This window comes from Streptomyces sp. NPDC002754 (assembly GCF_053592315.1).
This window is the reverse complement of the sequence record NZ_JBSFVM010000029.1, coordinates 68,210-90,499: the sequence shown is the minus strand read 5'-3', so window position 1 is coordinate 90,499 and position 22,290 is coordinate 68,210. Positions and strand designations below refer to the sequence as shown.

At 66.0% G+C, this 22,290-nt stretch carries 34 protein-coding genes; 1 reads left to right on the top strand and 33 read right to left on the bottom strand.

Translation table 11 applies throughout. From position 1 onward, the window contains the following. From ACWD2L_RS34210 to rpsJ, 29 genes are all read right to left on the bottom strand, one after another. Positions 1 to 530 (bottom strand): DNA-directed RNA polymerase subunit alpha (locus ACWD2L_RS34210; RefSeq protein ID WP_351338244.1); only part of this gene is annotated, 530 nt, incomplete at its 3' end. 120 nt (positions 531 to 650) lie between these two features. Beyond that, positions 651 to 1,055 carry a 30S ribosomal protein S11 gene (gene rpsK / locus ACWD2L_RS34205; protein WP_003948617.1) on the bottom strand — a complete coding sequence of 135 codons (405 nt, stop codon included), beginning with the start codon at positions 1,053 to 1,055 and terminating at the stop codon, positions 651 to 653. Between the two features lie 65 nt (positions 1,056 to 1,120). After that, on the bottom strand, positions 1,121 to 1,501 hold the full coding sequence (gene rpsM, locus ACWD2L_RS34200; protein WP_351338246.1) for a 30S ribosomal protein S13: 381 nt from the start codon (positions 1,499 to 1,501) through the stop codon (positions 1,121 to 1,123). 212 nt (positions 1,502 to 1,713) lie between these two features. Continuing rightward, positions 1,714 to 1,827 carry a 50S ribosomal protein L36 gene (gene rpmJ / locus ACWD2L_RS34195; RefSeq protein ID WP_003974245.1) on the bottom strand — a complete coding sequence of 38 codons (114 nt, stop codon included), beginning with the start codon at positions 1,825 to 1,827 and terminating at the stop codon, positions 1,714 to 1,716. Between the two features lie 58 nt (positions 1,828 to 1,885). Next, positions 1,886 to 2,107 carry a translation initiation factor IF-1 gene (gene infA / locus ACWD2L_RS34190; protein ID WP_003948620.1) on the bottom strand — a complete coding sequence of 74 codons (222 nt, stop codon included), beginning with the start codon at positions 2,105 to 2,107 and terminating at the stop codon, positions 1,886 to 1,888. A gap of 171 nt (positions 2,108 to 2,278) precedes the next feature. Beyond that, positions 2,279 to 3,115, bottom strand: coding sequence for a type I methionyl aminopeptidase (gene map / locus ACWD2L_RS34185; protein ID WP_351338249.1), 837 nt, complete (start codon positions 3,113 to 3,115; stop codon positions 2,279 to 2,281). A gap of 124 nt (positions 3,116 to 3,239) precedes the next feature. Next, positions 3,240 to 3,887: an adenylate kinase gene (locus tag ACWD2L_RS34180; RefSeq protein ID WP_351338252.1), complete on the bottom strand. Its 648-nt coding sequence runs from the start codon at positions 3,885 to 3,887 to the stop codon at positions 3,240 to 3,242. Next, complete coding sequence (gene secY / locus ACWD2L_RS34175) at positions 3,887 to 5,200, bottom strand: preprotein translocase subunit SecY (protein ID WP_351338255.1); 1,314 nt, start codon at positions 5,198 to 5,200, stop codon at positions 3,887 to 3,889. The genes ACWD2L_RS34180 and secY overlap by 1 nt, the downstream gene beginning before the upstream one ends. A gap of 241 nt (positions 5,201 to 5,441) precedes the next feature. Next, positions 5,442 to 5,897 carry a 50S ribosomal protein L15 gene (gene rplO, locus ACWD2L_RS34170; protein WP_266713101.1) on the bottom strand — a complete coding sequence of 152 codons (456 nt, stop codon included), beginning with the start codon at positions 5,895 to 5,897 and terminating at the stop codon, positions 5,442 to 5,444. 2 nt (positions 5,898 to 5,899) lie between these two features. After that, entirely contained in the window at positions 5,900 to 6,079 is a 180-nt protein-coding gene (gene rpmD, locus ACWD2L_RS34165; RefSeq protein ID WP_326020845.1) for a 50S ribosomal protein L30, read from the bottom strand. Continuing rightward, positions 6,079 to 6,681 carry a 30S ribosomal protein S5 gene (gene rpsE, locus ACWD2L_RS34160; protein ID WP_351338259.1) on the bottom strand — a complete coding sequence of 201 codons (603 nt, stop codon included), beginning with the start codon at positions 6,679 to 6,681 and terminating at the stop codon, positions 6,079 to 6,081. Before rpsE ends, rpmD begins: the two co-directional genes overlap by 1 nt. 68 nt (positions 6,682 to 6,749) lie before the next feature. After that, positions 6,750 to 7,133, bottom strand: a complete 384-nt coding sequence (gene rplR / locus ACWD2L_RS34155; RefSeq protein ID WP_326020847.1) for a 50S ribosomal protein L18 — start codon at positions 7,131 to 7,133, stop codon at positions 6,750 to 6,752. 3 nt (positions 7,134 to 7,136) lie between these two features. Continuing rightward, positions 7,137 to 7,676, bottom strand: a complete 540-nt coding sequence (rplF, locus tag ACWD2L_RS34150; RefSeq protein ID WP_266713093.1) for a 50S ribosomal protein L6 — start codon at positions 7,674 to 7,676, stop codon at positions 7,137 to 7,139. Between the two features lie 24 nt (positions 7,677 to 7,700). Beyond that, positions 7,701 to 8,099, bottom strand: coding sequence for a 30S ribosomal protein S8 (gene rpsH / locus ACWD2L_RS34145; protein ID WP_266713091.1), 399 nt, complete (start codon positions 8,097 to 8,099; stop codon positions 7,701 to 7,703). Between the two features lie 207 nt (positions 8,100 to 8,306). Then, a complete protein-coding gene (locus ACWD2L_RS34140; RefSeq protein WP_003948630.1) occupies positions 8,307 to 8,492 on the bottom strand; it encodes a type Z 30S ribosomal protein S14 in 186 nt (61 codons plus the stop codon). Between the two features lie 5 nt (positions 8,493 to 8,497). After that, positions 8,498 to 9,055, bottom strand: a complete 558-nt coding sequence (gene rplE / locus ACWD2L_RS34135; protein ID WP_351338263.1) for a 50S ribosomal protein L5 — start codon at positions 9,053 to 9,055, stop codon at positions 8,498 to 8,500. Continuing rightward, on the bottom strand, positions 9,055 to 9,378 hold the full coding sequence (gene rplX, locus ACWD2L_RS34130; RefSeq protein ID WP_351338266.1) for a 50S ribosomal protein L24: 324 nt from the start codon (positions 9,376 to 9,378) through the stop codon (positions 9,055 to 9,057). Before rplX ends, rplE begins: the two co-directional genes overlap by 1 nt. A gap of 2 nt (positions 9,379 to 9,380) precedes the next feature. Then, on the bottom strand, positions 9,381 to 9,749 hold the full coding sequence (gene rplN, locus ACWD2L_RS34125; protein WP_351338268.1) for a 50S ribosomal protein L14: 369 nt from the start codon (positions 9,747 to 9,749) through the stop codon (positions 9,381 to 9,383). A 103-nt stretch (positions 9,750 to 9,852) separates the two neighbouring features. Beyond that, positions 9,853 to 10,137: a 30S ribosomal protein S17 gene (rpsQ, locus tag ACWD2L_RS34120; RefSeq protein ID WP_266713085.1), complete on the bottom strand. Its 285-nt coding sequence runs from the start codon at positions 10,135 to 10,137 to the stop codon at positions 9,853 to 9,855. Then, positions 10,137 to 10,361, bottom strand: coding sequence for a 50S ribosomal protein L29 (gene rpmC / locus ACWD2L_RS34115; protein WP_010036720.1), 225 nt, complete (start codon positions 10,359 to 10,361; stop codon positions 10,137 to 10,139). The genes rpsQ and rpmC overlap by 1 nt, the downstream gene beginning before the upstream one ends. Then, positions 10,361 to 10,780, bottom strand: a complete 420-nt coding sequence (gene rplP, locus ACWD2L_RS34110) for a 50S ribosomal protein L16 (RefSeq protein WP_018528356.1) — start codon at positions 10,778 to 10,780, stop codon at positions 10,361 to 10,363. The genes rpmC and rplP overlap by 1 nt, the downstream gene beginning before the upstream one ends. Before the next feature lie 5 nt (positions 10,781 to 10,785). Then, on the bottom strand, positions 10,786 to 11,628 hold the full coding sequence (rpsC, locus tag ACWD2L_RS34105; RefSeq protein ID WP_266713081.1) for a 30S ribosomal protein S3: 843 nt from the start codon (positions 11,626 to 11,628) through the stop codon (positions 10,786 to 10,788). Next, on the bottom strand, positions 11,628 to 11,975 hold the full coding sequence (gene rplV / locus ACWD2L_RS34100; RefSeq protein WP_266713079.1) for a 50S ribosomal protein L22: 348 nt from the start codon (positions 11,973 to 11,975) through the stop codon (positions 11,628 to 11,630). Before rplV ends, rpsC begins: the two co-directional genes overlap by 1 nt. Before the next feature lie 42 nt (positions 11,976 to 12,017). Continuing rightward, on the bottom strand, positions 12,018 to 12,299 hold the full coding sequence (rpsS, locus tag ACWD2L_RS34095; protein ID WP_266713077.1) for a 30S ribosomal protein S19: 282 nt from the start codon (positions 12,297 to 12,299) through the stop codon (positions 12,018 to 12,020). A 12-nt stretch (positions 12,300 to 12,311) separates the two neighbouring features. After that, on the bottom strand, positions 12,312 to 13,148 hold the full coding sequence (rplB, locus tag ACWD2L_RS34090; RefSeq protein WP_351338274.1) for a 50S ribosomal protein L2: 837 nt from the start codon (positions 13,146 to 13,148) through the stop codon (positions 12,312 to 12,314). A 38-nt stretch (positions 13,149 to 13,186) separates the two neighbouring features. After that, complete coding sequence (rplW, locus tag ACWD2L_RS34085; RefSeq protein ID WP_351338277.1) at positions 13,187 to 13,606, bottom strand: 50S ribosomal protein L23; 420 nt, start codon at positions 13,604 to 13,606, stop codon at positions 13,187 to 13,189. Next, positions 13,606 to 14,259, bottom strand: coding sequence for a 50S ribosomal protein L4 (gene rplD / locus ACWD2L_RS34080; RefSeq protein ID WP_351338280.1), 654 nt, complete (start codon positions 14,257 to 14,259; stop codon positions 13,606 to 13,608). The genes rplW and rplD overlap by 1 nt, the downstream gene beginning before the upstream one ends. Before the next feature lie 7 nt (positions 14,260 to 14,266). Beyond that, entirely contained in the window at positions 14,267 to 14,911 is a 645-nt protein-coding gene (gene rplC / locus ACWD2L_RS34075) for a 50S ribosomal protein L3 (protein ID WP_351338283.1), read from the bottom strand. A gap of 17 nt (positions 14,912 to 14,928) precedes the next feature. Continuing rightward, complete coding sequence (gene rpsJ, locus ACWD2L_RS34070; protein ID WP_003948644.1) at positions 14,929 to 15,237, bottom strand: 30S ribosomal protein S10; 309 nt, start codon at positions 15,235 to 15,237, stop codon at positions 14,929 to 14,931. Positions 15,238 to 15,811: 574 nt separating this feature from the next. On the opposite strand from rpsJ, the gene ACWD2L_RS34065 reads away from it, so the two are divergent. Continuing rightward, on the top strand, positions 15,812 to 17,818 hold the full coding sequence (locus ACWD2L_RS34065; protein ID WP_351338285.1) for a PIG-L family deacetylase: 2,007 nt from the start codon (positions 15,812 to 15,814) through the stop codon (positions 17,816 to 17,818). Positions 17,819 to 17,930: 112 nt separating this feature from the next. Here ACWD2L_RS34065 and tuf read toward each other — a convergent pair whose 3' ends face one another. The 4 genes from tuf to rpsL all read right to left on the bottom strand — a co-directional run bounded on the left by tuf (position 17,931) and on the right by rpsL (position 22,287). After that, positions 17,931 to 19,124, bottom strand: a complete 1,194-nt coding sequence (gene tuf / locus ACWD2L_RS34060; RefSeq protein ID WP_351338287.1) for an elongation factor Tu — start codon at positions 19,122 to 19,124, stop codon at positions 17,931 to 17,933. Between the two features lie 152 nt (positions 19,125 to 19,276). After that, positions 19,277 to 21,403 (bottom strand): elongation factor G, encoded by a 2,127-nt coding sequence (gene fusA, locus ACWD2L_RS34055; RefSeq protein ID WP_351338290.1) that lies wholly within the window; start codon positions 21,401 to 21,403, stop codon positions 19,277 to 19,279. A 39-nt stretch (positions 21,404 to 21,442) separates the two neighbouring features. Further along, a complete protein-coding gene (gene rpsG, locus ACWD2L_RS34050) occupies positions 21,443 to 21,913 on the bottom strand; it encodes a 30S ribosomal protein S7 (RefSeq protein ID WP_351338293.1) in 471 nt (156 codons plus the stop codon). 2 nt (positions 21,914 to 21,915) lie between these two features. Continuing rightward, positions 21,916 to 22,287: a 30S ribosomal protein S12 gene (gene rpsL, locus ACWD2L_RS34045; RefSeq protein ID WP_003948652.1), complete on the bottom strand. Its 372-nt coding sequence runs from the start codon at positions 22,285 to 22,287 to the stop codon at positions 21,916 to 21,918. Positions 22,288 to 22,290 lie beyond the last annotated feature (3 nt).

Genomic DNA, 22,290 nt, shown 5'->3' with positions numbered 1-22,290 from the left:
TTGTACGTGACCTTGAGAACCGGCGAGTAGATCGAGTCGACCGGGATGCGCCCGATCTCCTGACCGACCTGCTTGTTCTGCACCGCGGAGACGTAACCGCGACCGCGCTCGACGGTCAGCTCCATCTCCAGCTTGCCCTTGCCGTTGAGCGTGGCGAGGACGAGGTCGGGGTTGTGCACCTCGACACCGGCCGGGGGCGCGATGTCGGCGGCGGTGACCAGACCCGGGCCCTGCTTGCGCAGGTACATCACGACCGGCTCATCGTGCTCCGAGGAGACGACCAGCTGCTTGATGTTCAGGATGAGGTCGGTGACGTCCTCCTTGACGCCCGGCACGGTGGTGAACTCGTGCAGGACACCGTCGATACGGATGCTGGTGACAGCAGCGCCGGGGATCGACGAGAGGAGGGTGCGGCGGAGGGAGTTGCCGAGGGTGTAGCCGAAGCCCGGCTCCAGCGGCTCGATCACGAACCGGGAGCGGAATTCGTCGACGACCTCTTCGGTCAACGAGGGACGCTGAGCGATCAGCATGAAAGGAATCCTTCAGTCATGGGCACCCACTATTTGATGCCCTTGAGTACTGCCAAGGGTACGGGCGATACCGCCCCGAAGAGCCGTACCGCCCGTAAACCTCAAGTCAAGCGACGTGCGTCAGACGCGGCGGCGCTTCGGCGGACGGCAGCCGTTGTGCGGCGTCGGCGTCACGTCCTGGATCGAGCCGACCTCGAGGCCGGTCGCCTGGAGCGAACGGATGGCGGTCTCACGACCGGAACCCGGGCCCTTGACGAAGACGTCGACCTTGCGCATGCCGTGCTCCTGCGCGCGACGGGCAGCCGACTCGGCGGCCATCTGCGCGGCGAACGGCGTGGACTTGCGAGAGCCCTTGAAGCCGACGTGGCCGGCGGAGGCCCACGAGATCACGTTGCCGGTCGGGTCCGTGATGGACACGATCGTGTTGTTGAACGTGCTCTTGATGTGCGCGTGGCCGTGAGCGACGTTCTTCTTTTCCTTGCGGCGCACCTTCTTGGCAGCGCCCTGACGACCCTTGGGGGGCATGTCGTTCTCCTACAGGGAGGTGGTCGGTCCTACAGCGAAGACCGCTGATGAGCGTCCGCTGAGGACTACTTCTTGCCCGGCTTCTTCTTACCGGCGATGGCGCGACGCGGGCCCTTGCGGGTACGCGCGTTCGTGCTGGTGCGCTGGCCGTGCACCGGCAGGCCGCGACGGTGACGCAGACCCTGGTAGCAGCCGATCTCGACCTTGCGGCGGATGTCGGCCTGGATCTCGCGACGGAGGTCACCCTCGGTCTGGAAGTTCTGGTCCACGTACTCGCGGATCTTTACGAGGTCTTCCTCGCTGATCTCACGAACGCGGATGTTGCGGTCGACACCAATCGCGTCCAGGGTCTCCTGGGCGCGCGTGCGGCCGATGCCGAACACGTAGGTGAGGGCGACCTCAATGCGCTTCTCGCGCGGGAGGTCAACACCTTCAACGCGTGCCATTCATGGCTCCTGTTGATTCTTCGGAGGTCTGTAGCAGAACCACTCCCAGTCGCCGTCCTCTTCGTCCGAAGAGTTGGTACGAACTGAGTCCTCGGCCTCCGACCGAGGGTGTCGCCACGGTGACTGAATCACCGCCGGCGGGCCCTGCGTATGTACTCGATGTGCTGCGTCGCGCGAACTCTGCGATCGAACTGCAGTTGAACGGGTCTGCGTCAGCCCTGGCGCTGCTTGTGGCGCGGGTTGTCGCAGATCACCATGACCCGACCGTGACGGCGGATCACCCTGCACTTGTCGCAGATCTTCTTGACGCTCGGCTTGACCTTCATGGGTGAGGTTCTCCGGGTCAGTTGCCGGCGGCCCGCCGAGGCGGGACTAGGGCAAGATCTACTTGTACCGGTAGACGATCCGGCCACGCGTGAGGTCGTACGGAGACAGCTCCACCACGACCCGGTCGTCAGGGAGGATACGGATGTAGTGCATGCGCATCTTGCCGCTGATGTGTGCCAGGACCTGGTGGCCGTTCTGGAGCTCGACCTTGAACATGGCGTTCGGCAGAGACTCGACGACAGTGCCCTCGATCTCGATGGCACCTTGCTTCTTGGCCACGCTTCGCCCTTCGAATCGACTACCTTGATCGACTTCCGTGTCCGCATGGAGACATGCGCATACACGAAGGCCGACGAGTCAGTCTACGTCAGTACCCCGGGAAAGACGAATCCCGTGATTCTCCCCCACGACCAAGATCCTTAAGCCCCGCCGCGCCTTGTCACACCGGGTTCACCCCAGCGGATCCGGCGCCGCCGTCACGCCGAGTTCCGCCAGCTTTGCCTTGCCGCCGTCGGGGGCGGTCAGGACGAGGGGGCCGTCCTCCGTGAGGGCAACGGAGTGTTCCCAGTGCGAGGACCAGGTGCCGTCGGTCGTGATGACGGTCCAGTCGTCGGACAGCGTCTCCGTCCTCGGCGTACCGAGGGAGACCATCGGCTCGATGGCGAGGCAGAAGCCGGGCACCAGCTTCGGGCCCTTGCCGCGGCGACGCTCGACGTAGTTCAGGAGGTGCGGGTCCATGTGCATCTCGGTCCCGATGCCGTGCCCGCCGTAGTCCTCGACGATCCCGTACTTGCCGCCCCCCGGCTTGGGCTGCCGGCGGATGTACGACTCGATGGCACGGGAGATGTCGACCAGGCGGTTGCCCTGCTTCATGGCCGCAAGCCCGGCCCACATCGACTCCTCCGTCACCCGCGACAGCTCGATCAGCTCCGCGGAGTGCCCGGACCCGACGAAGGCGGTGTACGCGGCATCACCGTGCCACCCGTCGACGATCGCGCCGCAGTCGATCGAGATGATGTCGCCGTCCTCCAGGACGACCTCGCCGCTCGGGATGCCGTGCACCACGACCTCGTTCTTCGAGGTGCAGATGGTCGCGGGGAACCCCCCGTACCCGAGGAAGTTCGACTTCGCCCCGTGCTCGGCGAGCACCTTGCGGGCGACCTCGTCCAGATCCCTGGTGGTCGCGCCCGGCACGGCCGCCTCACGGGTCGCCGCGTGGATCGCCGCGACGACAAGCCCCGCCTCGCGCATCTTGCGAATCTGGTCGGGGGTCTTGATCTGCACCATGGGGGCCTGCGCTCTCCGTCATCCGGTACGAGGGTTACGTACATCCAGTCCCCACCAACACTAAGGCCGCGATCCCCCCGACGGGGAACCGCGGCCTCAGGCACGTGGTACGTACTTCAAGCGCTCAGCGCTTCAGGGCCTCCATGGCCCGCGCCGTGACGTCATCGACCTTGCCGAGCGCGGAGATCGTCGCGACGAGCCCCTGCTCCCGGTAGTAGTCGATGATCGGCTCGGTCTGCGTGTGGTAGACCTCGAGCCGGTTGCGCACCGTCTCTTCCTTGTCGTCGTCGCGCTGGTACAGCTCGCCGCCGCAGGTGTCGCAGACCCCCTCGGTCTCCGGCTGCTTGTACTCGACATGGAAGACGTGTGCTGAGTCGTTACGGCAGATGCGGCGGCCCGCGATGCGCTTGACCACCTCGTCCTCGGGGACCTCCAGATCCAGGACCGCGTCCAGCGTGACGTCGTCGGCCTTGAGGGCGACGTCGAGCGCCTCGGCCTGCGAGACGTTGCGCGGGAAACCATCGAGCAGGAAGCCGTTCACGGCATCCGGCTGCTCCATGCGGTCCTTCGCCATCCCGATGGTGACCTCGTCCGGAACCAGCTGACCGGCGTCCATGTAGGACTTGGCCTGCTTGCCCAGCTCCGTGCCCTGGCTGATGTTGGCACGGAAGAGGTCGCCCGTGGAGATGTGCGGAATCGACAGGTTCTTGGCCAGGAACGCGGCCTGCGTTCCCTTGCCAGCACCGGGCGGCCCGACGAGGACGATACGCATCAGCGGAGGAACCCTTCGTAATTGCGCTGCTGGAGCTGGCTCTCGATCTGCTTCACCGTCTCCAGGCCGACACCCACGATGATCAGGATGCTCGTGCCACCGAACGGGAAGTTCTGGTTTGCCCCGAAACCAACCAACGCCATCGTCGGCACGAGAGCGATCAGGCCCAAATACAGCGAACCCGGCCAGGTGATCCGGTTGAGCACGTACGAAAGGTACTCAGCGGTCGGTCGGCCAGCCCGGATGCCCGGGATGAAGCCACCATACTTCTTCATGTTGTCGGCGACTTCCTCGGGGTTGAACGAGATCGCCACGTAGAAGAAGGCGAAGAACACGATCAGGAGGAAGTACGTGACGATGTAAATCGGGTGATTTCCCTTGGTCAGGTGGTCGTCGATCCAGACCTTCCATTGCGAATCACCCCCGGCGAACTGAGCGACCAGTGCCGGAATGTAGAGCAGCGACGACGCGAAGATGACCGGGATCACACCGGCCTGGTTCACCTTGAGCGGGATGTACGTGGACGTACCACCGTAGGAACGGCGCCCGATCATGCGCTTCGCGTACTGCACGGGGATACGCCGCTGGGCCTGCTCGACGAAGACCACCAGGGCGACCATGACGAGGCCGACGAGGATGACGGTGCCGAACTCGATCCAGCCGTCGGCCAGCGAGCCCTGCTTCTTGATGGCCCACAGCGCGGACGGGAACGTCGCGGCGATCGAGATGAACATCAGGATCGACATACCGTTGCCGATGCCCTTGTCGGTGATCATTTCGCCGAGCCACATCATCACGCAGGTACCGGCGGTCATCGTGATGACCATCGTGATCGTGATGAAGATCGACTGGTCCGGCACGATCTCGCTGGCGACGGGGCAGCCCTGGAAGAGCGCGCCGGTGCGGGCGGTGGCGACGAGGCCGGTGCCCTGGAGGATGGCGAGCGCCACCGTCAGGTACCGGGTGTACTGCGTGATCTTCGCCGTGCCGGCCTGGCCCTCCTTCTTGAGGGCTTCGAGGCGCGGGATCACCACGGTGAGCAGCTGCAGAATGATGCTCGCGGTGATGTACGGCATGATGCCGAGCGCGAAGACCGTGATCTGCAACAGCGCGCCACCGCTGAACATGTTGACCAGGCCGAAGAGGCCCGAGCTGGAATTGGCCTGGTTCATACACGTCTGGACGTTCTGGTAATCCACCCCTGGGATCGGCACATGAGCGCCGAGCCGGTAGATCACGACGATGCCCAGCGTGAAGAGCAGCTTCTTGCGCAGGTCGGGCGTCTTGAACGCCCGGGCGAACGCGGTGAGCACGGTGCCTCCTGCGACCCCCGCGCGCATGCGTAGAGGTGACGGTCTTGAGGATTCGACAAATACGTAAACGGTCTAACGGCCAAGGACCGGGTTTGGTGCCGGGGGCACACGAGGCCCGGAACTTAACAACGGACGCCACCTTACCGGCGTAACTGCTCCCCTAGGAACGACCAACCGGGGATGCCCCAAAGATGGGGCATCCCCGGTAGGGACGTTCACGTCATCAAGACGCCTGATTGCCTCAGACGAGCTCGGTGACCGTACCGCCGGCGGCGGTGATCTTCTCCTTGGCGGAGCCGGAGACGGAGTCGACCGTCACCTGCAGCGCCACGGTGATCTCGCCCTGGCCCAGGACCTTGACGAGGCTGTTCTTACGGACAGCACCCTTTTCCACCAGACCCTCGACGGTGACTTCGCCACCCTCGGGGTACAGCGAGGCGAGCTTGTCCAGGTTCACGACCTGGAACTCGACCTTGAAGGGGTTCTTGAAGCCCTTGAGCTTCGGAAGACGCATGTGGAGGGGCATCTGGCCACCCTCGAAGCGCTCCGGAACCTGGTAACGGGCCTTGGTGCCCTTGGTACCACGACCGGCCGTCTTACCCTTCGACGCCTCACCACGACCAACACGGGTCTTGGCGGTCTTGGCGCCCGGGGCCGGACGGAGGTTGTGGATCTTGAGCGGGTTCTGCTCACCCATGATCAGACCTCCTCAACCGTCACGAGGTGGCGCACGGTCTGAACCATGCCGCGGAACTCGGGGCGGTCCTCCTTGACGACCTGCGTGTTGATCCCCTTGAGACCAAGGGAACGCAGGGTGTCACGGTGGTTCTGCTTGCTGCCGATGTACGACTTCGTCTGCGTGATCTTGAGCTGTGCCATTACGCCGCACCAGCCCCGGCACGCGCACGCAGCAGGGCCGCGGGAGCGACGTCCTCGAGGGGCAGACCACGGCGGGCCGCGATCTCCTCGGGACGCTGCAGACCCCGGAGGGCCTCCACGGTCGCGTGCACGATGTTGATCGCGTTCGACGAACCGAGCGACTTCGACAGGATGTCGTGCACGCCCGCGCACTCGAGCACGGCACGCACCGGGCCACCGGCGATAACACCGGTACCGGGGGAAGCCGGCTTGAGCAGGACGACGCCCGCAGCCTTCTCGCCCGTGATCGGGTGCGGGATGGTGCCCTGGATACGGGGGACCTTGAAGAAGTGCTTCTTGGCCTCCTCAACACCCTTGGCGATGGCGGCCGGCACCTCCTTGGCCTTGCCGTAACCGACACCCACGGTGCCGTCACCGTCGCCCACTACGACGAGCGCAGTGAAGCTGAAGCGACGACCACCCTTCACAACCTTGGCGACACGGTTGATCGCGACAACGCGCTCAACGTACGCGGTCTTCTCAGCAGCGCCGCCGTCACGGCCCTTCCGGTCCCGCCGCTCGCCGCCACCGGCACCGCCACCGCGGCGCTGGGGTCCAGCCATTGGAATTACCTCTCTCTGTATCCGCTAGCTACGCAGCATCAATGAATCGCTGCGCGAACGGGCAAGACTCAGAACTTGAGTCCGGCTTCGCGGGCGGCGTCCGCCAGGGCGGCAATGCGCCCGGCGTACTGGTTACCACCACGGTCGAACACGACAGCCTCGACACCGGCGGCCTTGGCGCGCTCGGCGACCAGGGCGCCGACCGACTTGGCCTGCGCGGACTTGTCGCCCTCGCCGCCGCGGATCGACGTGTCCAGGGTCGACGCCGACGCGAGGGTGTGACCCTTAACGTCGTCGATGACCTGGGCCACGATGTTCCGGTTCGAGCGCGTCACGACCAGGCGCGGACGCTCCGCCGTACCCGACATGTTCTTGCGGATACGGATGTGGCGGCGCTTGATGGCCGCACGCTTGTAAGCGTCGCCCTTAGCGATCTTCTGACCGTATGCCATGGCTTACTTACCCGCCTTTCCGACCTTGCGGCGGATGACTTCGCCTTCGTACTTGACGCCCTTGGCCTTGTACGGGTCGGGCTTGCGCAGCTTGCGGATGTTGGCCGCAACCTCGCCGACCTTCTGCTTGTCGATGCCCTCGACCGAGAACTTGGTCGCCGATTCGACCTTGAAGGAGATGCCCTCGGGCGCCTCGATCAGGATCGGGTGGCTGTAGCCGAGCGAGAACTCCAGGTTGGAGCCCTTCGCCAGGACGCGGTAACCGACACCGCTGATTTCGAGCTTCTTCACGTAACCCGTGGTCACGCCGGTGATCATGTTCGCCACCAGCGTGCGGGACAGGCCGTGCAGGGCCTTGTTCTGACGCTCGTCGTTCGGGCGGGTGACGGCCAGAACGCCGTCCTCACCCTTGGCGATCTCGATCGGCGCCGCAACGGTGTGGCTCAGGGAACCCTTGGGGCCCTTCACCGCGACCGTCTGGCCGTCGATGGTGACGTCCACGCCGGCGGGAACCGTGATGGGGAGCTTGCCAATACGCGACATAGCTGTTTCCTCCGATTCCTTCCGCTACCAGACGTAGGCGAGGACTTCCCCACCCACGCCCTTCTTGCCTGCCTGCTGGCCGGTCAGGAGACCGTGGGACGTGGAGATGATCGCCACGCCCAGGCCACCGAGAACCTTCGGCAGGTTGGTGGACTTCGCGTAAACACGCAGACCCGGCTTGGAGATGCGCTTGATGCCGGCGATCGAACGCTCACGGTTCGGGCCGAACTTCAGCTCCAGGACGAGGGACTTGCCGACCTCGGCGTCCTCGACCTTCCAGCCGGTGATGAAACCCTCCTGCTGGAGGATCTCGGCGATGTGCGACTTGATCTTGCTGTGCGGCATAGCCACGGAGTCGTGGTACGCCGAGTTCGCGTTCCGCAGACGCGTAAGCATGTCTGCGATCGGATCAGTCATGGTCATGAATTGGCCTTCGGCCTCTCTCGCCGGGGTTTCCTGTATGCGCCATCCCTCTCCCCACACAGGGGCGGGACGGGTGCGGCGCGGGGACCTACGGCGTAGTAAGTCGGTAGGGCAGCAGAGCCCAACCCCACAAGCCTAAGCCATGCGGGGAGCGGGCTCTGCCGACCCTTTACTTACCGAGAGATCCGGGCAGTCCGAATTAAGGGACTACCAGGAGCTCTTGGTCACGCCCGGCAGCTCGCCACGGTGAGCCATCTCACGAAGGCACACGCGGCAGAGGCCGAACTTGCGGTACACGGAGTGCGGGCGGCCGCAGCGCTGGCAGCGCGTGTAGCCACGAACACCGAACTTCGGCTTACGAGCAGCCTTGGCAATCAGAGCCTTCTTCGCCATCTCGCTTACGCCTCCTTGAAGGGGAAGCCGAGGTGACGGAGAAGGGCACGGCCTTCGGCGTCGTTGGTCGCCGTGGTCACCACGGTGATGTCCATACCCCGGACGCGGTCGATCTTGTCCTGGTCGATCTCGTGGAACATGACCTGCTCCGTGAGACCGAAGGTGTAGTTGCCACGGCCGTCGAACTGCTTGGGGGACAGACCACGGAAGTCGCGGATGCGCGGCAGCGCGAGCGACAGGGTGCGGTCCAGGAACTCCCACATGCGGTCGCCACGGAGCGTGACGTGGGCACCGATCGGCTGGCCCTCACGCAGCTTGAACTGCGCGATGGACTTGCGAGCCTTGGTGATGGCCGGCTTCTGGCCGGTGATCGTCGTCAGGTCACGGACGGCACCGTCCATGAGCTTCGAGTCACGGGCGGCGTCGCCGACACCCATGTTCACGACGACCTTCACGAGACCGGGAATCTGCATGACGTTCTCGTACGAGAACTCGTCCTGCAGCTTCGCCGTGATCTCCTCGCGGTACTTCGTCTTCAGACGCGGAGTGGTGGTGGTCGTCATCAGATGTCCTCACCCGTCCGCTTGGCAACGCGGATCTTGTTGCCGTCATCGTCGAAGCGGAAACCGACACGCGTGACAACCTTGTTGCCGTCCTTCTCCACGACCAGCTGGACGTTGGAGACGTGGACGGGGGCCTCGGTGGTCACGATGCCACCGGCCTGCGAACCGCTGGCGGTCGGGCCGGCCTTCGTGTGCTTCTTGACCCGGTTGACACCCTCGACCAGGACGCGGTCCTCGCGGGGGAAGGCCGCGATGACCTTGCCCTGCTTGCCACGGTCCTTACCGGTGATGACCTGAACCAGGTCGCCCTTCTTGATCTTCATGCTTACAGCACCTCCGGCGCGAGCGAGATGATCTTCATGAACTTCTTCTCGCGCAGCTCACGGCCCACCGGGCCGAAGATACGGGTGCCGCGAGGGTCGCCGTCGTTCTTCAGAATGACGGCGGCGTTCTCGTCGAAGCGGATGTACGAGCCGTCCGGACGGCGGCGCTCCTTCACGGTGCGAACGATGACCGCCTTGATGACGTCACCCTTCTTCACGTTGCCACCGGGGATCGCGTCCTTGACGGTGGCGACGATGACGTCACCGATGCCCGCGTAGCGGCGACCTGAGCCACCGAGAACACGGATGGTGAGAATTTCCTTCGCACCCGTGTTGTCGGCGACGCGCAGTCGCGACTCCTGCTGGATCACGTCTATCTCCTGTTTGTCTGCCGGTTCCCGGCAGGGGCTTCTCTCTTACGAGATGGCCCCTGCCGAGCCTGGCGGAACGAACTCTGAGGGATGCCTCAGAGAATTACTTGGCCTTCTCGAGGATCTCGACGATGCGCCAGCGCTTGCTCGCCGACAGCGGACGCGTCTCCATCAGGAGGACGCGGTCGCCGACGCCGGCAGCGTTCTGCTCGTCGTGCGCCTTGAGCTTGTTCGTACGGCGGATGACCTTGCCGTACAGCGCGTGCTTGACGCGGTCCTCGACAGCGACGACGACGGTCTTGTCCATCTTGTCGCTGACGACAAGACCCTCACGGGTCTTGCGGAAGCCGCGGGCGGCAGTCTCTTCAGTCACAGTCTTCTCGCTCATCAGGCGCTCTCCACCGTCTCGATGCCCAGCTCGCGCTCGCGCATGAGGGTGTAGATCCGCGCGATGTCCTTGCGGACGGCCTTGAGCCGGCCGTGGTTCTCGAGCTGACCCGTCGCCGCCTGGAAGCGGAGGTTGAACAGCTCTTCCTTGGCCTCGCGGAGCTTGTTGAGGAGCTCCTCGTTGCCCAGCTCGCGCAGCTCAGACGCCTTGGTTCCGGCCGACATCACGCTTCACCTGCCTCGCGCTTAACGATCTTGCACTTCATCGGCAGCTTGTGCGCTGCACGAGTCAGGGCCTCACGCGCGGTCTTCTCGTTGGGGTACGACAGCTCGAACATCACGCGTCCGGGCTTGACGTTGGCGACCCACCACTCCGGCGAACCCTTACCGGAACCCATGCGGGTCTCGGCAGGCTTCTTGGTGAGGGGGCGGTCCGGGTAAATGTTGATCCAGACCTTGCCGCCACGCTTGATGTGACGCGTCATGGCGATACGAGCGGCCTCGATCTGACGGTTCGTCACGTACGCCGGCGTGAGCGCCTGGATGCCGTACTCGCCGAACGCAACCTGCGTGCCACCCTTGGACATACCGCTGCGCTTCGGGTGGTGCTGCTTGCGGTGCTTGACCCTACGGGGGATCAGCATTTCGGTCAGGCCTCCGTTCCGGTGCTCTCAGCAGCCGGAGCGGCAGCGGCGGGAGCGTCGGCCTTGGGGGCCTCGGCTGCCGGCGCGGACTGCTGCTGCGGCTTGCGCCCGCGACCGCCACGCTCGCCGCCACGGCCACCACCACGGGCCGGGCGGTCGTTACCGCCACGGGCCGGACGGTTACCGGCGCGGGCCGCGGCGTTCTCGGCGCGAACCTCGGCGATGTTCTTGACGTCGCCCTTGTAGATCCAGACCTTCACGCCGATGCGGCCGAAGGTCGTCTTGGCCTCGAAGAAGCCGTAGTCCACGTTGGCGCGGAGCGTGTGCAGGGGCACGCGGCCCTCGCGGTAGAACTCCGAACGGGACATCTCGGCACCGCCGAGACGACCGCCACACTGGATCTTGATGCCCTTGGCGCCGGCCTTCATCGTGCCCTGCATGCTCTTACGCATGGCGCGACGGAAGGAGACACGGGAGGACAGCTGCTCGGCAACGGCCTGAGCAACCAGCTGAGCGTCCGTCTCGGGGCTCTTGACCTCGAGGATGTTCAGCTGGACCTGCTTGCCCGTGAGCTTCTCGAGGTCACCGCGGATGCGGTCGGCCTCGGCGCCACGGCGGCCGATGACGATGCCGGGACGCGCGGTGTGGATGTCCACCCGCACGCGGTCACGGGTGCGCTCGATCTCAACCTTCGAGATGCCGGCGCGCTCCATGCCGGACGTCATCATCCGACGGATGGCGACGTCTTCCTTGACGTAGTCCTTGTACAGCTTGTCGGCGTACCAACGCGACTTGAAGTCGGTCGTGACACCGAGCCGGAACCCGTGCGGGTTTACCTTCTGGCCCATTACCGGGTTCCTTCCTTGCTGCTGACGACCACGGTGATGTGGCTGGTCCGCTTACGGATCCGGTAGGCACGGCCCTGAGCACGCGGACGGAACCGCTTCAGGGTCGGGCCCTCGTCCACGTACGCCTCGCTGATGACCAGCGAAGAGGCGTCAGGGTGGTCGTAGTTGTGCGCGGCGTTGGCGATGGCGCTGTCGAGCACCTTGCCCACCGGCTGGCTCGCGGCCTGCGGGGCGAATCGCAGGACCGCCTGAGCCTCCGTGGCGTCCATGCCACGGATGAGGTCCACCACGCGGCGGGCCTTCATGGGCGTGACGCGGATGTACCGCGCCTGGGCCCTGGCTTCCATGGTTGTCCCTTCGGTGTTAGTCATAGTCGATTCCACCCCGCCTTAGCGGCGCTTCGACTTCCGGTCGTCCTTGACGTGACCCCGGAAGGTGCGCGTCGGCGAGAACTCGCCGAGCTTGTGGCCGACCATCGACTCGGTGACGAACACCGGGATGTGGGTCTTGCCGTTGTGCACCGCGATCGTGTGACCCAGCATGCTGGGAATGATCATCGAGCGGCGGGACCAGGTCTTGATGACGTTCTTGGAACCGGCTTCGTTCTGTACGTCCACCTTCTTTACGAGGTGGCCGTCGACGAAGGGTCCCTTCTTGAGACTGCGCGGCATCTAAACCCGCTCCTAGCGCTTCTTGTTCGACTTGCGGCGGCGGACGATGTACTTGTTGCTCGCCTTGCTGCGATCACGAGTACGACCCTCCTTCTGACCCCACGGCGAGACCGGGTGACGACCACCGGAGGTCTTGCCTTCACCACCACCGTGCGGGTGGTCGACCGGGTTCATCACGACACCACGCACGGTCGGGCGGACGCCCTTCCAGCGCATGCGGCCGGCCTTGCCCCAGTTGATGTTGCTCTGCTCGGCGTTGCCGACCTCGCCGACGGTGGCGCGGCAGCGCACGTCGACCAGGCGAATCTCGCCGGAGGGCATACGAAGGTGGGCCATCGAGCCCTCCTTCGCAAGGAGCTGCACGGAGGCACCCGCGGAACGGGCGAACTTGGCGCCACCACCGGGACGGAGCTCGATCGCGTGGATCGTGGTACCGACCGGGATGTTGCGGAGCGCCAGGTTGTTACCGGGCTTGATGTCGGCCGTGGGGCCGTTCTCCACCCGGGCACCCTGCGCGAGACCGCGCGGGGCCAGGATGTAACGCTTCTCGCCGTCCGCGTAGTGCAGAAGCGCGATGCGCGCAGTGCGGTTCGGGTCGTACTCGATGTGAGCGACCTTCGCCGGCACGCCGTCCTTGTCGTGACGACGGAAGTCGATCACGCGGAAGGCGCGCTTGTGTCCACCACCCTGGTGGCGAACGGTGATCCGACCGGCGTTGTTACGGCCGCCCTTGCTGTGCAGCGGGCGGACCAGCGACTTCTCCGGCGTGGACCGCGTTACCTCGACGAAGTCGGCGACGGAGGAGCCACGGCGGCCCGGCGTCGTCGGCTTGTACTTGCGGATTCCCATTTCTCAGTCCTCGTCCGATATTCGGACCAGGGTCTCCGTTAGGAGGCCTGGCCGAAGATGTCGATACGGTCGCCCTCAGCGAGGGTCACGATGGCGCGCTTGGTGTCGGCACGCTTGCCGAACCCGCTGCGCGTACGCTTCCGCTTGCCCTGACGGTTGATCGTGTTGACGCCGGTGACCTTGACCGAGAAGACCGCCTCGACGGCCTGCTTGATCTGGGTCTTGTTGGCGCCGGGGGCCACGACGAACGTGTACTTGCCCTCGTCGAGAAGCGCGTACGACTTCTCGGAGACAACCGGCTTGACGAGGACGTCGCGCGGGTCCGAGAAGGACTTGCTCAGCGGGGTGGGCTCAACGGCGACCTTGCCCTCGGTCGCGATGCGCTTCGCCTTGGCGACGCGCGCGGCCTTGGCGGCCTTCGCAGCCTTGGAGGCAATGCTCGGGTGACGCGTAGCCATCAGGCCTCGCTCCCTTCGGTGTCAGCGGCCTTGGGGCCAGACACGAAGGACTCGAAAGCGGCCTTGGTGAAGACCACGTCGTCCGAGACGAGAACGTCGTACGTGTTCAGCTGGCCCGGCTCCAGGATGTGGACCTGGGGCAGGTTGCGGGCGGAGAGCCACGCGGCCTCGTCGGCGCGGTCGACGACCAGGAGCACGTGCTTGCGCTCCGAGATCTTGCCGAACAGCGTCTTGGCGGCCTTCGTGGAGGCCTCGCCCTCGACCACGCCGGAGACGACGTGGATGCGAGCGTTGCGGGCCCGGTCGGTGAGGGCGTGGCGCAGGGCCGCGGCCTTCATCTTCTTCGGGGTCCGCTGCGAGTAGTCACGCGGCTGCGGGCCGTGGACGATGCCACCGCCGGCGAACTGCGGCGCACGGGTCGAACCCTGGCGGGCGCGGCCGGTGCCCTTCTGGCGGTACGGCTTCTTGCCACCACCGCGGACTTCACCGCGGCGCTTGGTCTTGTGCGTGCCCTGACGGGCAGCGGCCAGCTGTGCGACGACGACCTGGTGGATCAGCGGAATGCTGATCTTCTCAACGTCGAAGATCTCCGAAGGGAGCTCGACGGTCCCGGCCTTGTCGCCCGCCGGCGAAAGGATGTCAACAGTGCTCATCGTTACCTCAGGCCCCCTTGGTCGCGGTACGGACCAGGACGAGGCCGCCGTTCGGACCAGGAACCGCGCCCTTGATGAGCAGCAGACCCTTCTCCGCGTCAACGGCGTGGACGGTCAGGTTCTGGGTGGTGACCCGCTCGTTGCCCATGCGGCCCGCCATGCGGGTGCCCTTGAACACACGGCCGGGGGTGGCGCAGCCGCCGATGGAACCCGGCTTGCGGTGCACGCGGTGGGCACCGTGCGATGCCTTGCCACCACGGAAGTTGTGGCGCTTCATGCCGCCGGCGAAGCCCTTGCCCTTGCTCTGGCCGGTCACGTCGACCTTGACGCCACCATCGAACACCTCAGCGGTGATCTCCTGGCCGAGGGTGTACTCGCTGGAATCAGCGGTACGGATCTCGACGAGGTGGCGACGGGGGGTGACATCGGCCTTGGCGAAGTGGCCCTTGAGGGGCTTGTTCACCTTGCGCGGGTCAATCTCGCCGAAGGCGAGCTGGACGGAGTCGTAACCGTCGACGTCGTTGGTGCGAACCTGGGTGATCACGTTCGGACCGGCCTTGACGACGGTGACCGGAACAACACGGTTGTTCTCGTCCCACACCTGCGTCATGCCGAGCTTCTCGCCCAGGATGCCCTTGATCTGCTTAGTCATCTTCAGATCACCGGCCCTCAGAGCTTGATCTCGATGTCGACGCCGGCCGGAAGGTCGAGTCGCATCAGGGAGTCAACGGTCTTCGGAGTCGGGTCGAGGATGTCGATGAGGCGCTTGTGCGTGCGCATCTCGAAGTGCTCGCGAGAATCCTTGTACTTGTGCGGCGACTTGATGACGCAGTACACGTTCTTCTCGGTAGGCAGCGGCACCGGGCCCGCGACCGACGCACCAGTGCGTGTCACCGTCTCGACGATCTTCTTCGCCGAGGAGTCGATGACCTCGTGGTCGTAGGCCTTGAGCCGGATGCGGATCTTCTGTCCCGCCATGGCTACTTAGTAGTCCTGTCTCTCGTAACGCCCTGGAACCCGGGGGTCCTGTTTCACACTGCCTCCGCCCCACGCGGTCGGGCGTGTCGCAGTCCCGCTCACAGAAATCTCCGAAGGATTTCCCTGCTAAGGGGTCTGCGGCCGAGACCGCACGTACACGGGGGAAGAAACCCACCGAGCGCCTGGTCGAGGAACCGCACTGACGCTTCCCGAAAGATTCCCGTACGTCCGGCCGATTGCTACCCCGAGGGGTAGATACAGCCGACGAGTACGCTGGGACTCGCTTCCGGTCCTCCCGACGGGAGGCGCGCAGCATCGGCACTCAACCGAGCAACCCCGACAGTCTGCCACACAGGGCATGTCCAGGGCCAATCGAGCCCAAGAGAGTACCCCCTCGGTGACGAAGGTCAAACCAGGGGTGCCCGTGTCCCGCACCCAAGGTCTCCTCGCCCGGAGACCGAGATCACCGGAACCCTTGCGTCCCGTTGCCCCTCTGTTGAGGTGAACCACCTGAACAGAGGCGAGCGCACCACCCCCGAACGCTGCCTCGGCAGCGAACGGAGTGAGCGCCACCGTGCAGGAAAGACCTGCAACTCCCCATCCCCACATACCCGTTGGGCGCGGCCCCGGCCGCCGGAGCACCCTCGCCGGCGCCGCCGCGCTCGCCGCCGCGGGCGCCCTCGCCGCCTGCTCCCGCGCCGCCCCCGCGCCGCCGCCCGGCAGCACCGTCCCCTCCCCCGCCACCGGCCGCGCCGCCGCACAGTCCGAGCGCGCCCTGCTGCTCCAGGTCCTCGCCCACCCCGACGACGACCTGTACTTCATGAACCCGGACACCCGGCACGCCCTCGACGCGGGCACCCCGGTCGTCTGCGTGTACGTCACTGCGGGCGAGGCCGACGGCCGCAACAAGACGCCGGCCGACCGCGACCCGGCCCCCGACAAGGCGGCATACTCCTCGGCCCGCCACCAGGGCCTGCGCCAGGCGTACGCGACCCAGCTCGGCCTGCCCGTCTTCACCCGCTGGACCACGACCTCCGTCCAGCTTCCCGGCGGCTTCCAGGTCGAGGTCGACTCGCTCCAACACCGGGGCCACAGCGTCGAGTTGGTGCACCTCAACCTCGCGATGCACACCCCGGAGGGCCATATGGGCGTCCCCGCGCTCTGGCGCGAACCGGGCCTGATCCTGCGCACCCTGGTCCCCGCCGGCTCCCCGCTGCACGCCGTCCAGACGTACGACCGCGAGTCCCTGACCGACGTGCTCGTGGCGCTCTTCGAGCGGTACCGCCCCACCCTCGTGCACACCCTGGACCCGGACCCCGACATCCAGCACAGCGACCGGCTCACGCGGATACGCGACAGTGAGCAGCCCGGCTACTCCGACCACGCCGACCACACGGCCGTCGCCTGCTTCAGCTGGGCCGCGCTGATCCGCTGGGCGCAGCGCGCCAAGGGCGGGCCGCCCGCCTTCGCCGCGACCGCGTTCCGCGGCTACTACAACAACCACTGGCCGAAGAACCTGCCGCCGCGGGTCCTGAAGGAGAAGGCCGCCCAGCTCGTCCCGTACGGCGCCGCCCCCGACTGGAACTGCGGCAACCCTTCCGGCTGCGGCGACTACAACGTCGGCGGTGACCGCCCCCTCACCAACCGCAAGGGCTGGGTCCGCGCCACCCACTACCGCTACCCGGGGCCCCGGCTCGCCCTCGCCCCGAACACCGACGGGCGGCTCACCGCGTACGGCGTGCTGGGGCTGCGCGCCGTCCGGTACACCGAGAAGGACGGCGAATTCGGGGATCCGGCCGACCTCGGCGGCGGCCCGCTCGCCCCGGCCCTCACGGCGGTCGCGCTCCCCGGCGGCGGCCACCTCGTCCTCGGCCTGCGCCTCGCGTCCGTCCGGGACGGCTCCGACGTACGCGAGATCGTGGCTCTGGAACGGCGGGCGTGGAAGGGCCTCGGCAACCCGGAGAGCGATCCCGACCGCGGCCGCCGCATCGGCGTCCCGGTGGCCGTCGCCGCTCCGGACGGCCGCGTCCACCTCTTCGTACGCGATGCGGGGCAGGGCATCAGCACCCGCGTGCGCGACAGGTCCGGGGCCTGGTCCCCCTGGCGCGAGCTCGGCGGCGGCCCGGTCCAGGACGGGCTCACGGCGGTCGTCGGCGAGGACGGCGAGGACGGCGAGGTGCACGTCTACGCCGCTGGCCGTGACACCGTCCACCACTGGACGACCCGGGGCCCCGCGCCGCTGTCCGGCCTGCCCACCTCCGCCCCCGCCGACGCCGTCGCCGCGTCCGGCGACCGGCTCTACTACCGTCCGCCCGCGTCCGCCGAGCTGCTGGCCACGGGCGGCCCGCGCGTCGACTTCCCCGGCTACGGGCCGGTGGCGGCGGCGGGCGCGTACCTCCTCGGCCGTGACACCGAAGGCAACGTCCGGCTGCACCACGCGGGCCGCATCATCCGCCCGAGCGCGGCGCCGGCCACCCTGGACGGCCCGGCCCTGGCCCTGACCTCCCTCGGGCCGGCCGCCGCGGGCCTCTCCCCCGATGCCCGGCCCTGGCTGTGGCGGCCGACGCAGGCGCGCGCCTGACCGACGGAGAACGGGGCCGGACAGCAGAAAGGGCCCGTACGACCGAAGTCGTACGGGCCCTCTCAGGTGCTCTATCAGCTACCAGGCATCAAGCCCAACAGGTAAGTGAGACTTACTTGTTGATCTTGGTGACCTGGCCGGCGCCCACGGTCCGGCCACCCTCACGGATGGCGAACTTCAGGCCCTCTTCCATGGCCACGGGCTGGATCAGCGAGACGGACATCTCGGTGTTGTCGCCCGGCATGACCATCTCGGTGCCCTCGGGGAGGGTCACAACGCCCGTCACGTCCGTCGTACGGAAGTAGAACTGCGGACGGTAGTTGTTGAAGAACGGCGTGTGGCGGCCACCCTCGTCCTTGGACAGGATGTAGGCCTGGGCCTCGAACTCGGTGTGCGGCGTGACCGAACCGGGCTTGATGATGACCTGGCCGCGCTCGACGTCCTCGCGCTTGATGCCACGGAGGAGCAGACCGACGTTCTCACCGGCCTGGCCCTCGTCGAGCAGCTTGCGGAACATCTCGATGCCGGTGACCGTGGTGGTGGTCTTGTCCTGCTTGATGCCGATGATGTCGACGGTCTCGTTGACCTTGAGGATGCCACGCTCGATACGACCGGTGACGACGGTGCCACGACCGGTGATCGTGAAGACGTCCTCGATCGGCATCAGGAACGGCTTGTCGACGTCACGCTCGGGGGCGGGGATGGACTCGTCGACGGCCTTCATCAGGTTGAGGACGGACTCACCCCACTCCTTGTCGCCCTCGAGCGCCTTGAGCGCCGAGACCTTGACGACCGGCAGGTCGTCGCCCGGGAACTCGTACTCGGAGAGGAGCTCACGGACCTCGAGCTCGACGAGCTCCAGGATCTCCTCGTCGTCCACCATGTCGGCCTTGTTCAGGGCGACGACGATGTACGGAACGCCGACCTGGCGGGCCAGGAGCACGTGCTCCTTGGTCTGCGGCATCGGGCCGTCGGTGGCGGCGACCACGAGGATGGCGCCGTCCATCTGCGCGGCACCCGTGATCATGTTCTTGATGTAGTCCGCGTGACCCGGGCAGTCGACGTGGGCGTAGTGACGCGCCTCGGTCTGGTACTCGACGTGCGCGATCGAGATCGTGATACCGCGCTGGCGCTCCTCGGGAGCCTTGTCGATCTGGTCGAAGGCCGAGGCCTCGTTCAGTTCCGGGTACGCGTCGTGCAGCACCTTGGTAATGGCGGCCGTGAGGGTCGTCTTACCGTGGTCAATGTGACCGATGGTGCCGATGTTGACGTGCGGCTTAGTCCGCTCGAACTTTGCCTTCGCCACTGAATCCTCCTGCGGAGTGGTTCTGTACGCCTTGCTTCATCGGCGCCAGGTGATCTTTGCTGGAAAGCCAGGGCCCCGGGGCATTTCGTGGCTGTTGCCGGGAAATGCCCCAAGAGCTCCGGAGTCAAGCCTAAAGCGTGAACTCGAGTGAGTTACTCGCCCTTGGCCTTCGCGATGATCTCCTCGGCGACGTTCCGCGGAACCTCGGCGTAGGAGTCGAACTGCATCGAGTAGCTCGCGCGACCCGACGTCTTGCTGCGGAGGTCGCCGACGTAGCCGAACATCTCCGACAGCGGTACCAGGCCCTTGACGACGCGGGCGCCCATCCGCTCCTCCATGGCCTGGATCTGGCCACGGCGGGAGTTGACGTCACCGATGACATCGCCCATGTAGTCCTCGGGCGTGATGACCTCGACGGCCATCATCGGCTCGAGAAGGCAAGGACCGGCCCTGCGCGCGGCCTCCTTGAACGCCTGCGAACCGGCGATCTTGAAGGCGAGCTCGGAGGAGTCGACCTCGTGGAAGGCGCCGTCGAGCAGCGTGATGCGGACACCGGTCATCTCGTAACCGGCGAGGATGCCGAACTGCATGGCCTCCTGGCAGCCGGCGTCGACCGAAGGGATGTACTCCTTCGGGATACGACCACCGGTGACCTTGTTCACGAACTCGTAGCTCGCGTCGCCACCCTCGATCGGCTCGATCGAGATCTGCACCTTGGCGAACTGGCCGGTACCACCAGTCTGCTTCTTGTGCGTGAAGTCGACCTTGTCGACCGACTTGCGAATGGTCTCGCGGTAGGCGACCTGCGGCTTGCCGACGTTGGCCTCGACCCGGAACTCGCGACGCATACGGTCGACGAGGACGTCCAGGTGGAGCTCGCCCATACCACCGATGATGGTCTGGCCGGTCTCCTCGTCCGAGTGCACCTGGAAGGAGGGGTCCTCCTCCGCGAGACGCTGGATGGCAACACCCAGCTTCTCCTGGTCACCCTTGGACTTGGGCTCGATGGCGACCTGAATGACCGGCGCCGGGAAGTCCATGGACTCCAGGATGACCGGGTTCTTGTCGTCGGACAGCGTCTCACCGGTGGTGGTCTGCTTCAGGCCCATGACGGCGACGATGTCACCGGCGCCCACCGACGCGATCTCCTCACGCTTGTTCGCGTGCATGCGGTAGATCTTGCCGATGCGCTCCTTCTTGCCCTTGACGGAGTTCAGCACCGCGGTGCCGGCCTCCAGGCGACCCGAGTAAACCCGGATGAAGGTGAGCTTGCCCAGGTGCGGGTCGCTCGCGATCTTGAACGCGAGGGCCGACAGCGGCTCGTCCTCGGACGGCTTGCGCGTGATGACCTTCTCCGGGTCCTTCACGTCGTGACCCTCGATGGAGTCGACGTCAAGGGGAGTCGGCAGGTAACGCACGACCGCGTCGAGCAGGGGCTGAACGCCCTTGTTCTTGAACGCGGTGCCACAGAACACCGGGGTGACCGTGGTTCCGTCGGACTTGCCGGACGCGATGGTGATACGACGGATCGCGGCGTACAGCTGCTCCTCGGACGGCTCCTGGCCCTCCAGGTACAGCTCCATGATCTCTTCGTCGTTCTCCGCGACGGCCTCAAGGAGCTTGCCGCGGTACTCGTCCGCAGCCTCCTTGTGCGTGTCGGGGATCTCGACGATGTCGTAGGCCTCGCCCTTGGCGGCCTCGGCCGACCAGACGAACCCCTTCATCGTGACGAGGTCGACAACACCCTGGAAGTCGGCCTCGGCCCCGATGGGGAGCTGCATGACGATCGGCTGGGCGCCCAGGCGGTCCGAGATCATGTCCACGCAGCGGTGGAACTCGGCGCCGGTACGGTCCAGCTTGTTGACGAAGCAGATGCGCGGCACGCCGTAACGGTCGGCCTGACGCCACACCGTCTCGGACTGCGGCTCGACACCGGCGACACCGTCGAACACCGTCACGGCACCATCGAGCACACGCAGGGAGCGCTCCACCTCAACGGTGAAGTCGACGTGCCCCGGGGTGTCGATGATGTTGATCGTGTAGTCGTTGTCCTCGAGCGGCCAGTGACAGGTGGTGGCAGCGGACGTGATCGTGATGCCACGCTCCTGCTCCTGCTCCATCCAGTCCATCGTGGCAGCGCCGTCGTGGACCTCACCGATCTTGTACGAGACGCCGGTGTAGAAGAGGATCCGCTCGGTGGTGGTCGTCTTGCCCGCGTCGATGTGGGCCATGATGCCGATGTTCCGGACCTTGGCCAGGTCAAGTGAAGTGGTAGCCATAAGGCTTCAGTCTTCTCTCGGTCTCGATGTGGGTTGCGACTACCAGCGGTAGTGCGCGAAGGCCTTGTTGGACTCGGCCATCTTGTGCGTGTCCTCGCGCTTCTTGACGGCAGCACCGAGGCCGTTCGAGGCGTCGAGCAGCTCGTTCGTCAGACGCTCGGTCATCGTCTTCTCGCGACGGGCGCGCGAGTAGCCGACGAGCCAGCGGAGCGCGAGGGTGTTGGCGCGGCCGGGCTTGACCTCGATCGGCACCTGGTAGGTCGCGCCACCGACACGGCGGGACTTGACCTCGAGGGTCGGCTTGATGTTCTCAAGCGCGCGCTTCAGGGTGATGACCGGGTCGTTGCTGGTCTTCTCGCGCAGGCCCTCCATGGCGCCGTACACGATGCGCTCGGCGGTGGAGCGCTTGCCGTTCATCAGCACCTTGTTGATGAGGGAGGTCACCAGAGGAGAACCGTAGACCGGGTCGATGATGACCGGGCGCTTCGGGGCGGGGCCCTTACGAGGCATTTCTACTTCTCCTTCTTGGCGCCGTAGCGGCTGCGGGCCTGCTTGCGGTTCTTGACACCCTGGGTGTCAAGCGAACCGCGGATGATCTTGTAACGAACACCGGGCAGGTCCTTCACACGGCCGCCGCGCACGAGCACGATGGAGTGCTCCTGCAGGTTGTGTCCCTCACCCGGAATGTAGGCCGTGACCTCAATGCCGCTGGTCAGGCGCACACGCGCGACCTTACGGAGGGCCGAGTTCGGCTTCTTCGGGGTGGTCGTGAACACACGCGTGCAGACGCCACGGCGCTGGGGCGAACCCTCAAGCGCGGGCGTCTTGTTCTTCTCGACCTTGTCCTGCCGGCCCTTCCGGACCAGCTGCTGGATCGTAGGCACTAC

Coding starts and splice junctions, on each gene's coding strand:
- rplW (WP_351338277.1), bottom strand. CDS start 13,606: ATGGCTACGCGTCACCCGAGCATTGCCTCCAAGGCTGCGAAGGCCGCC.
- rpsH (WP_266713091.1), bottom strand. CDS start 8,099: ATGACCATGACTGATCCGATCGCAGACATGCTTACGCGTCTGCGGAAC.
- rpmD (WP_326020845.1), bottom strand. CDS start 6,079: ATGGCACAGCTCAAGATCACGCAGACGAAGTCGTACATCGGCAGCAAG.
- rpsG (WP_351338293.1), bottom strand. CDS start 21,913: ATGCCTCGTAAGGGCCCCGCCCCGAAGCGCCCGGTCATCATCGACCCG.
- rplR (WP_326020847.1), bottom strand. CDS start 7,133: ATGGCATACGGTCAGAAGATCGCTAAGGGCGACGCTTACAAGCGTGCG.
- rpsS (WP_266713077.1), bottom strand. CDS start 12,299: ATGCCGCGCAGTCTCAAGAAGGGACCCTTCGTCGACGGCCACCTCGTA.
- rplO (WP_266713101.1), bottom strand. CDS start 5,897: ATGGGTGAGCAGAACCCGCTCAAGATCCACAACCTCCGTCCGGCCCCG.
- rpsJ (WP_003948644.1), bottom strand. CDS start 15,237: ATGGCGGGACAGAAGATCCGCATCCGGCTCAAGGCCTACGACCACGAG.
- rplV (WP_266713079.1), bottom strand. CDS start 11,975: ATGGAAGCCAGGGCCCAGGCGCGGTACATCCGCGTCACGCCCATGAAG.
- fusA (WP_351338290.1), bottom strand. CDS start 21,403: ATGGCTACCACTTCACTTGACCTGGCCAAGGTCCGGAACATCGGCATC.
- ACWD2L_RS34140 (WP_003948630.1), bottom strand. CDS start 8,492: ATGGCGAAGAAGGCTCTGATTGCCAAGGCTGCTCGTAAGCCGAAGTTC.
- ACWD2L_RS34180 (WP_351338252.1), bottom strand. CDS start 3,887: ATGCGTATCGTCCTCGTCGGGCCGCCCGGTGCTGGCAAGGGAACGCAG.
- rpsQ (WP_266713085.1), bottom strand. CDS start 10,137: ATGAGCGAGAAGACTGTGACTGAAGAGACTGCCGCCCGCGGCTTCCGC.
- rplX (WP_351338266.1), bottom strand. CDS start 9,378: ATGAAGATCAAGAAGGGCGACCTGGTTCAGGTCATCACCGGTAAGGAC.
- rplD (WP_351338280.1), bottom strand. CDS start 14,259: ATGAGCACTGTTGACATCCTTTCGCCGGCGGGCGACAAGGCCGGGACC.
- rplB (WP_351338274.1), bottom strand. CDS start 13,148: ATGGGAATCCGCAAGTACAAGCCGACGACGCCGGGCCGCCGTGGCTCC.
- rpsC (WP_266713081.1), bottom strand. CDS start 11,628: ATGGGCCAGAAGGTAAACCCGCACGGGTTCCGGCTCGGTGTCACGACC.
- rpmC (WP_010036720.1), bottom strand. CDS start 10,361: ATGTCGGCCGGAACCAAGGCGTCTGAGCTGCGCGAGCTGGGCAACGAG.
- rpsE (WP_351338259.1), bottom strand. CDS start 6,681: ATGGCTGGACCCCAGCGCCGCGGTGGCGGTGCCGGTGGCGGCGAGCGG.
- rplP (WP_018528356.1), bottom strand. CDS start 10,780: ATGCTGATCCCCCGTAGGGTCAAGCACCGCAAGCAGCACCACCCGAAG.
- rplE (WP_351338263.1), bottom strand. CDS start 9,055: ATGACGACCACCACCACTCCGCGTCTGAAGACGAAGTACCGCGAGGAG.
- rpmJ (WP_003974245.1), bottom strand. CDS start 1,827: ATGAAGGTCAAGCCGAGCGTCAAGAAGATCTGCGACAAGTGCAGGGTG.
- rplF (WP_266713093.1), bottom strand. CDS start 7,676: ATGTCGCGTATTGGCAAGCTCCCCATCACGGTTCCCGCCGGCGTGGAC.
- map (WP_351338249.1), bottom strand. CDS start 3,115: ATGGTGCAGATCAAGACCCCCGACCAGATTCGCAAGATGCGCGAGGCG.
- rplC (WP_351338283.1), bottom strand. CDS start 14,911: ATGACTAAGCAGATCAAGGGCATCCTGGGCGAGAAGCTCGGCATGACG.
- rpsM (WP_351338246.1), bottom strand. CDS start 1,501: ATGGCACGCGTTGAAGGTGTTGACCTCCCGCGCGAGAAGCGCATTGAG.
- rpsK (WP_003948617.1), bottom strand. CDS start 1,055: ATGCCCCCCAAGGGTCGTCAGGGCGCTGCCAAGAAGGTGCGCCGCAAG.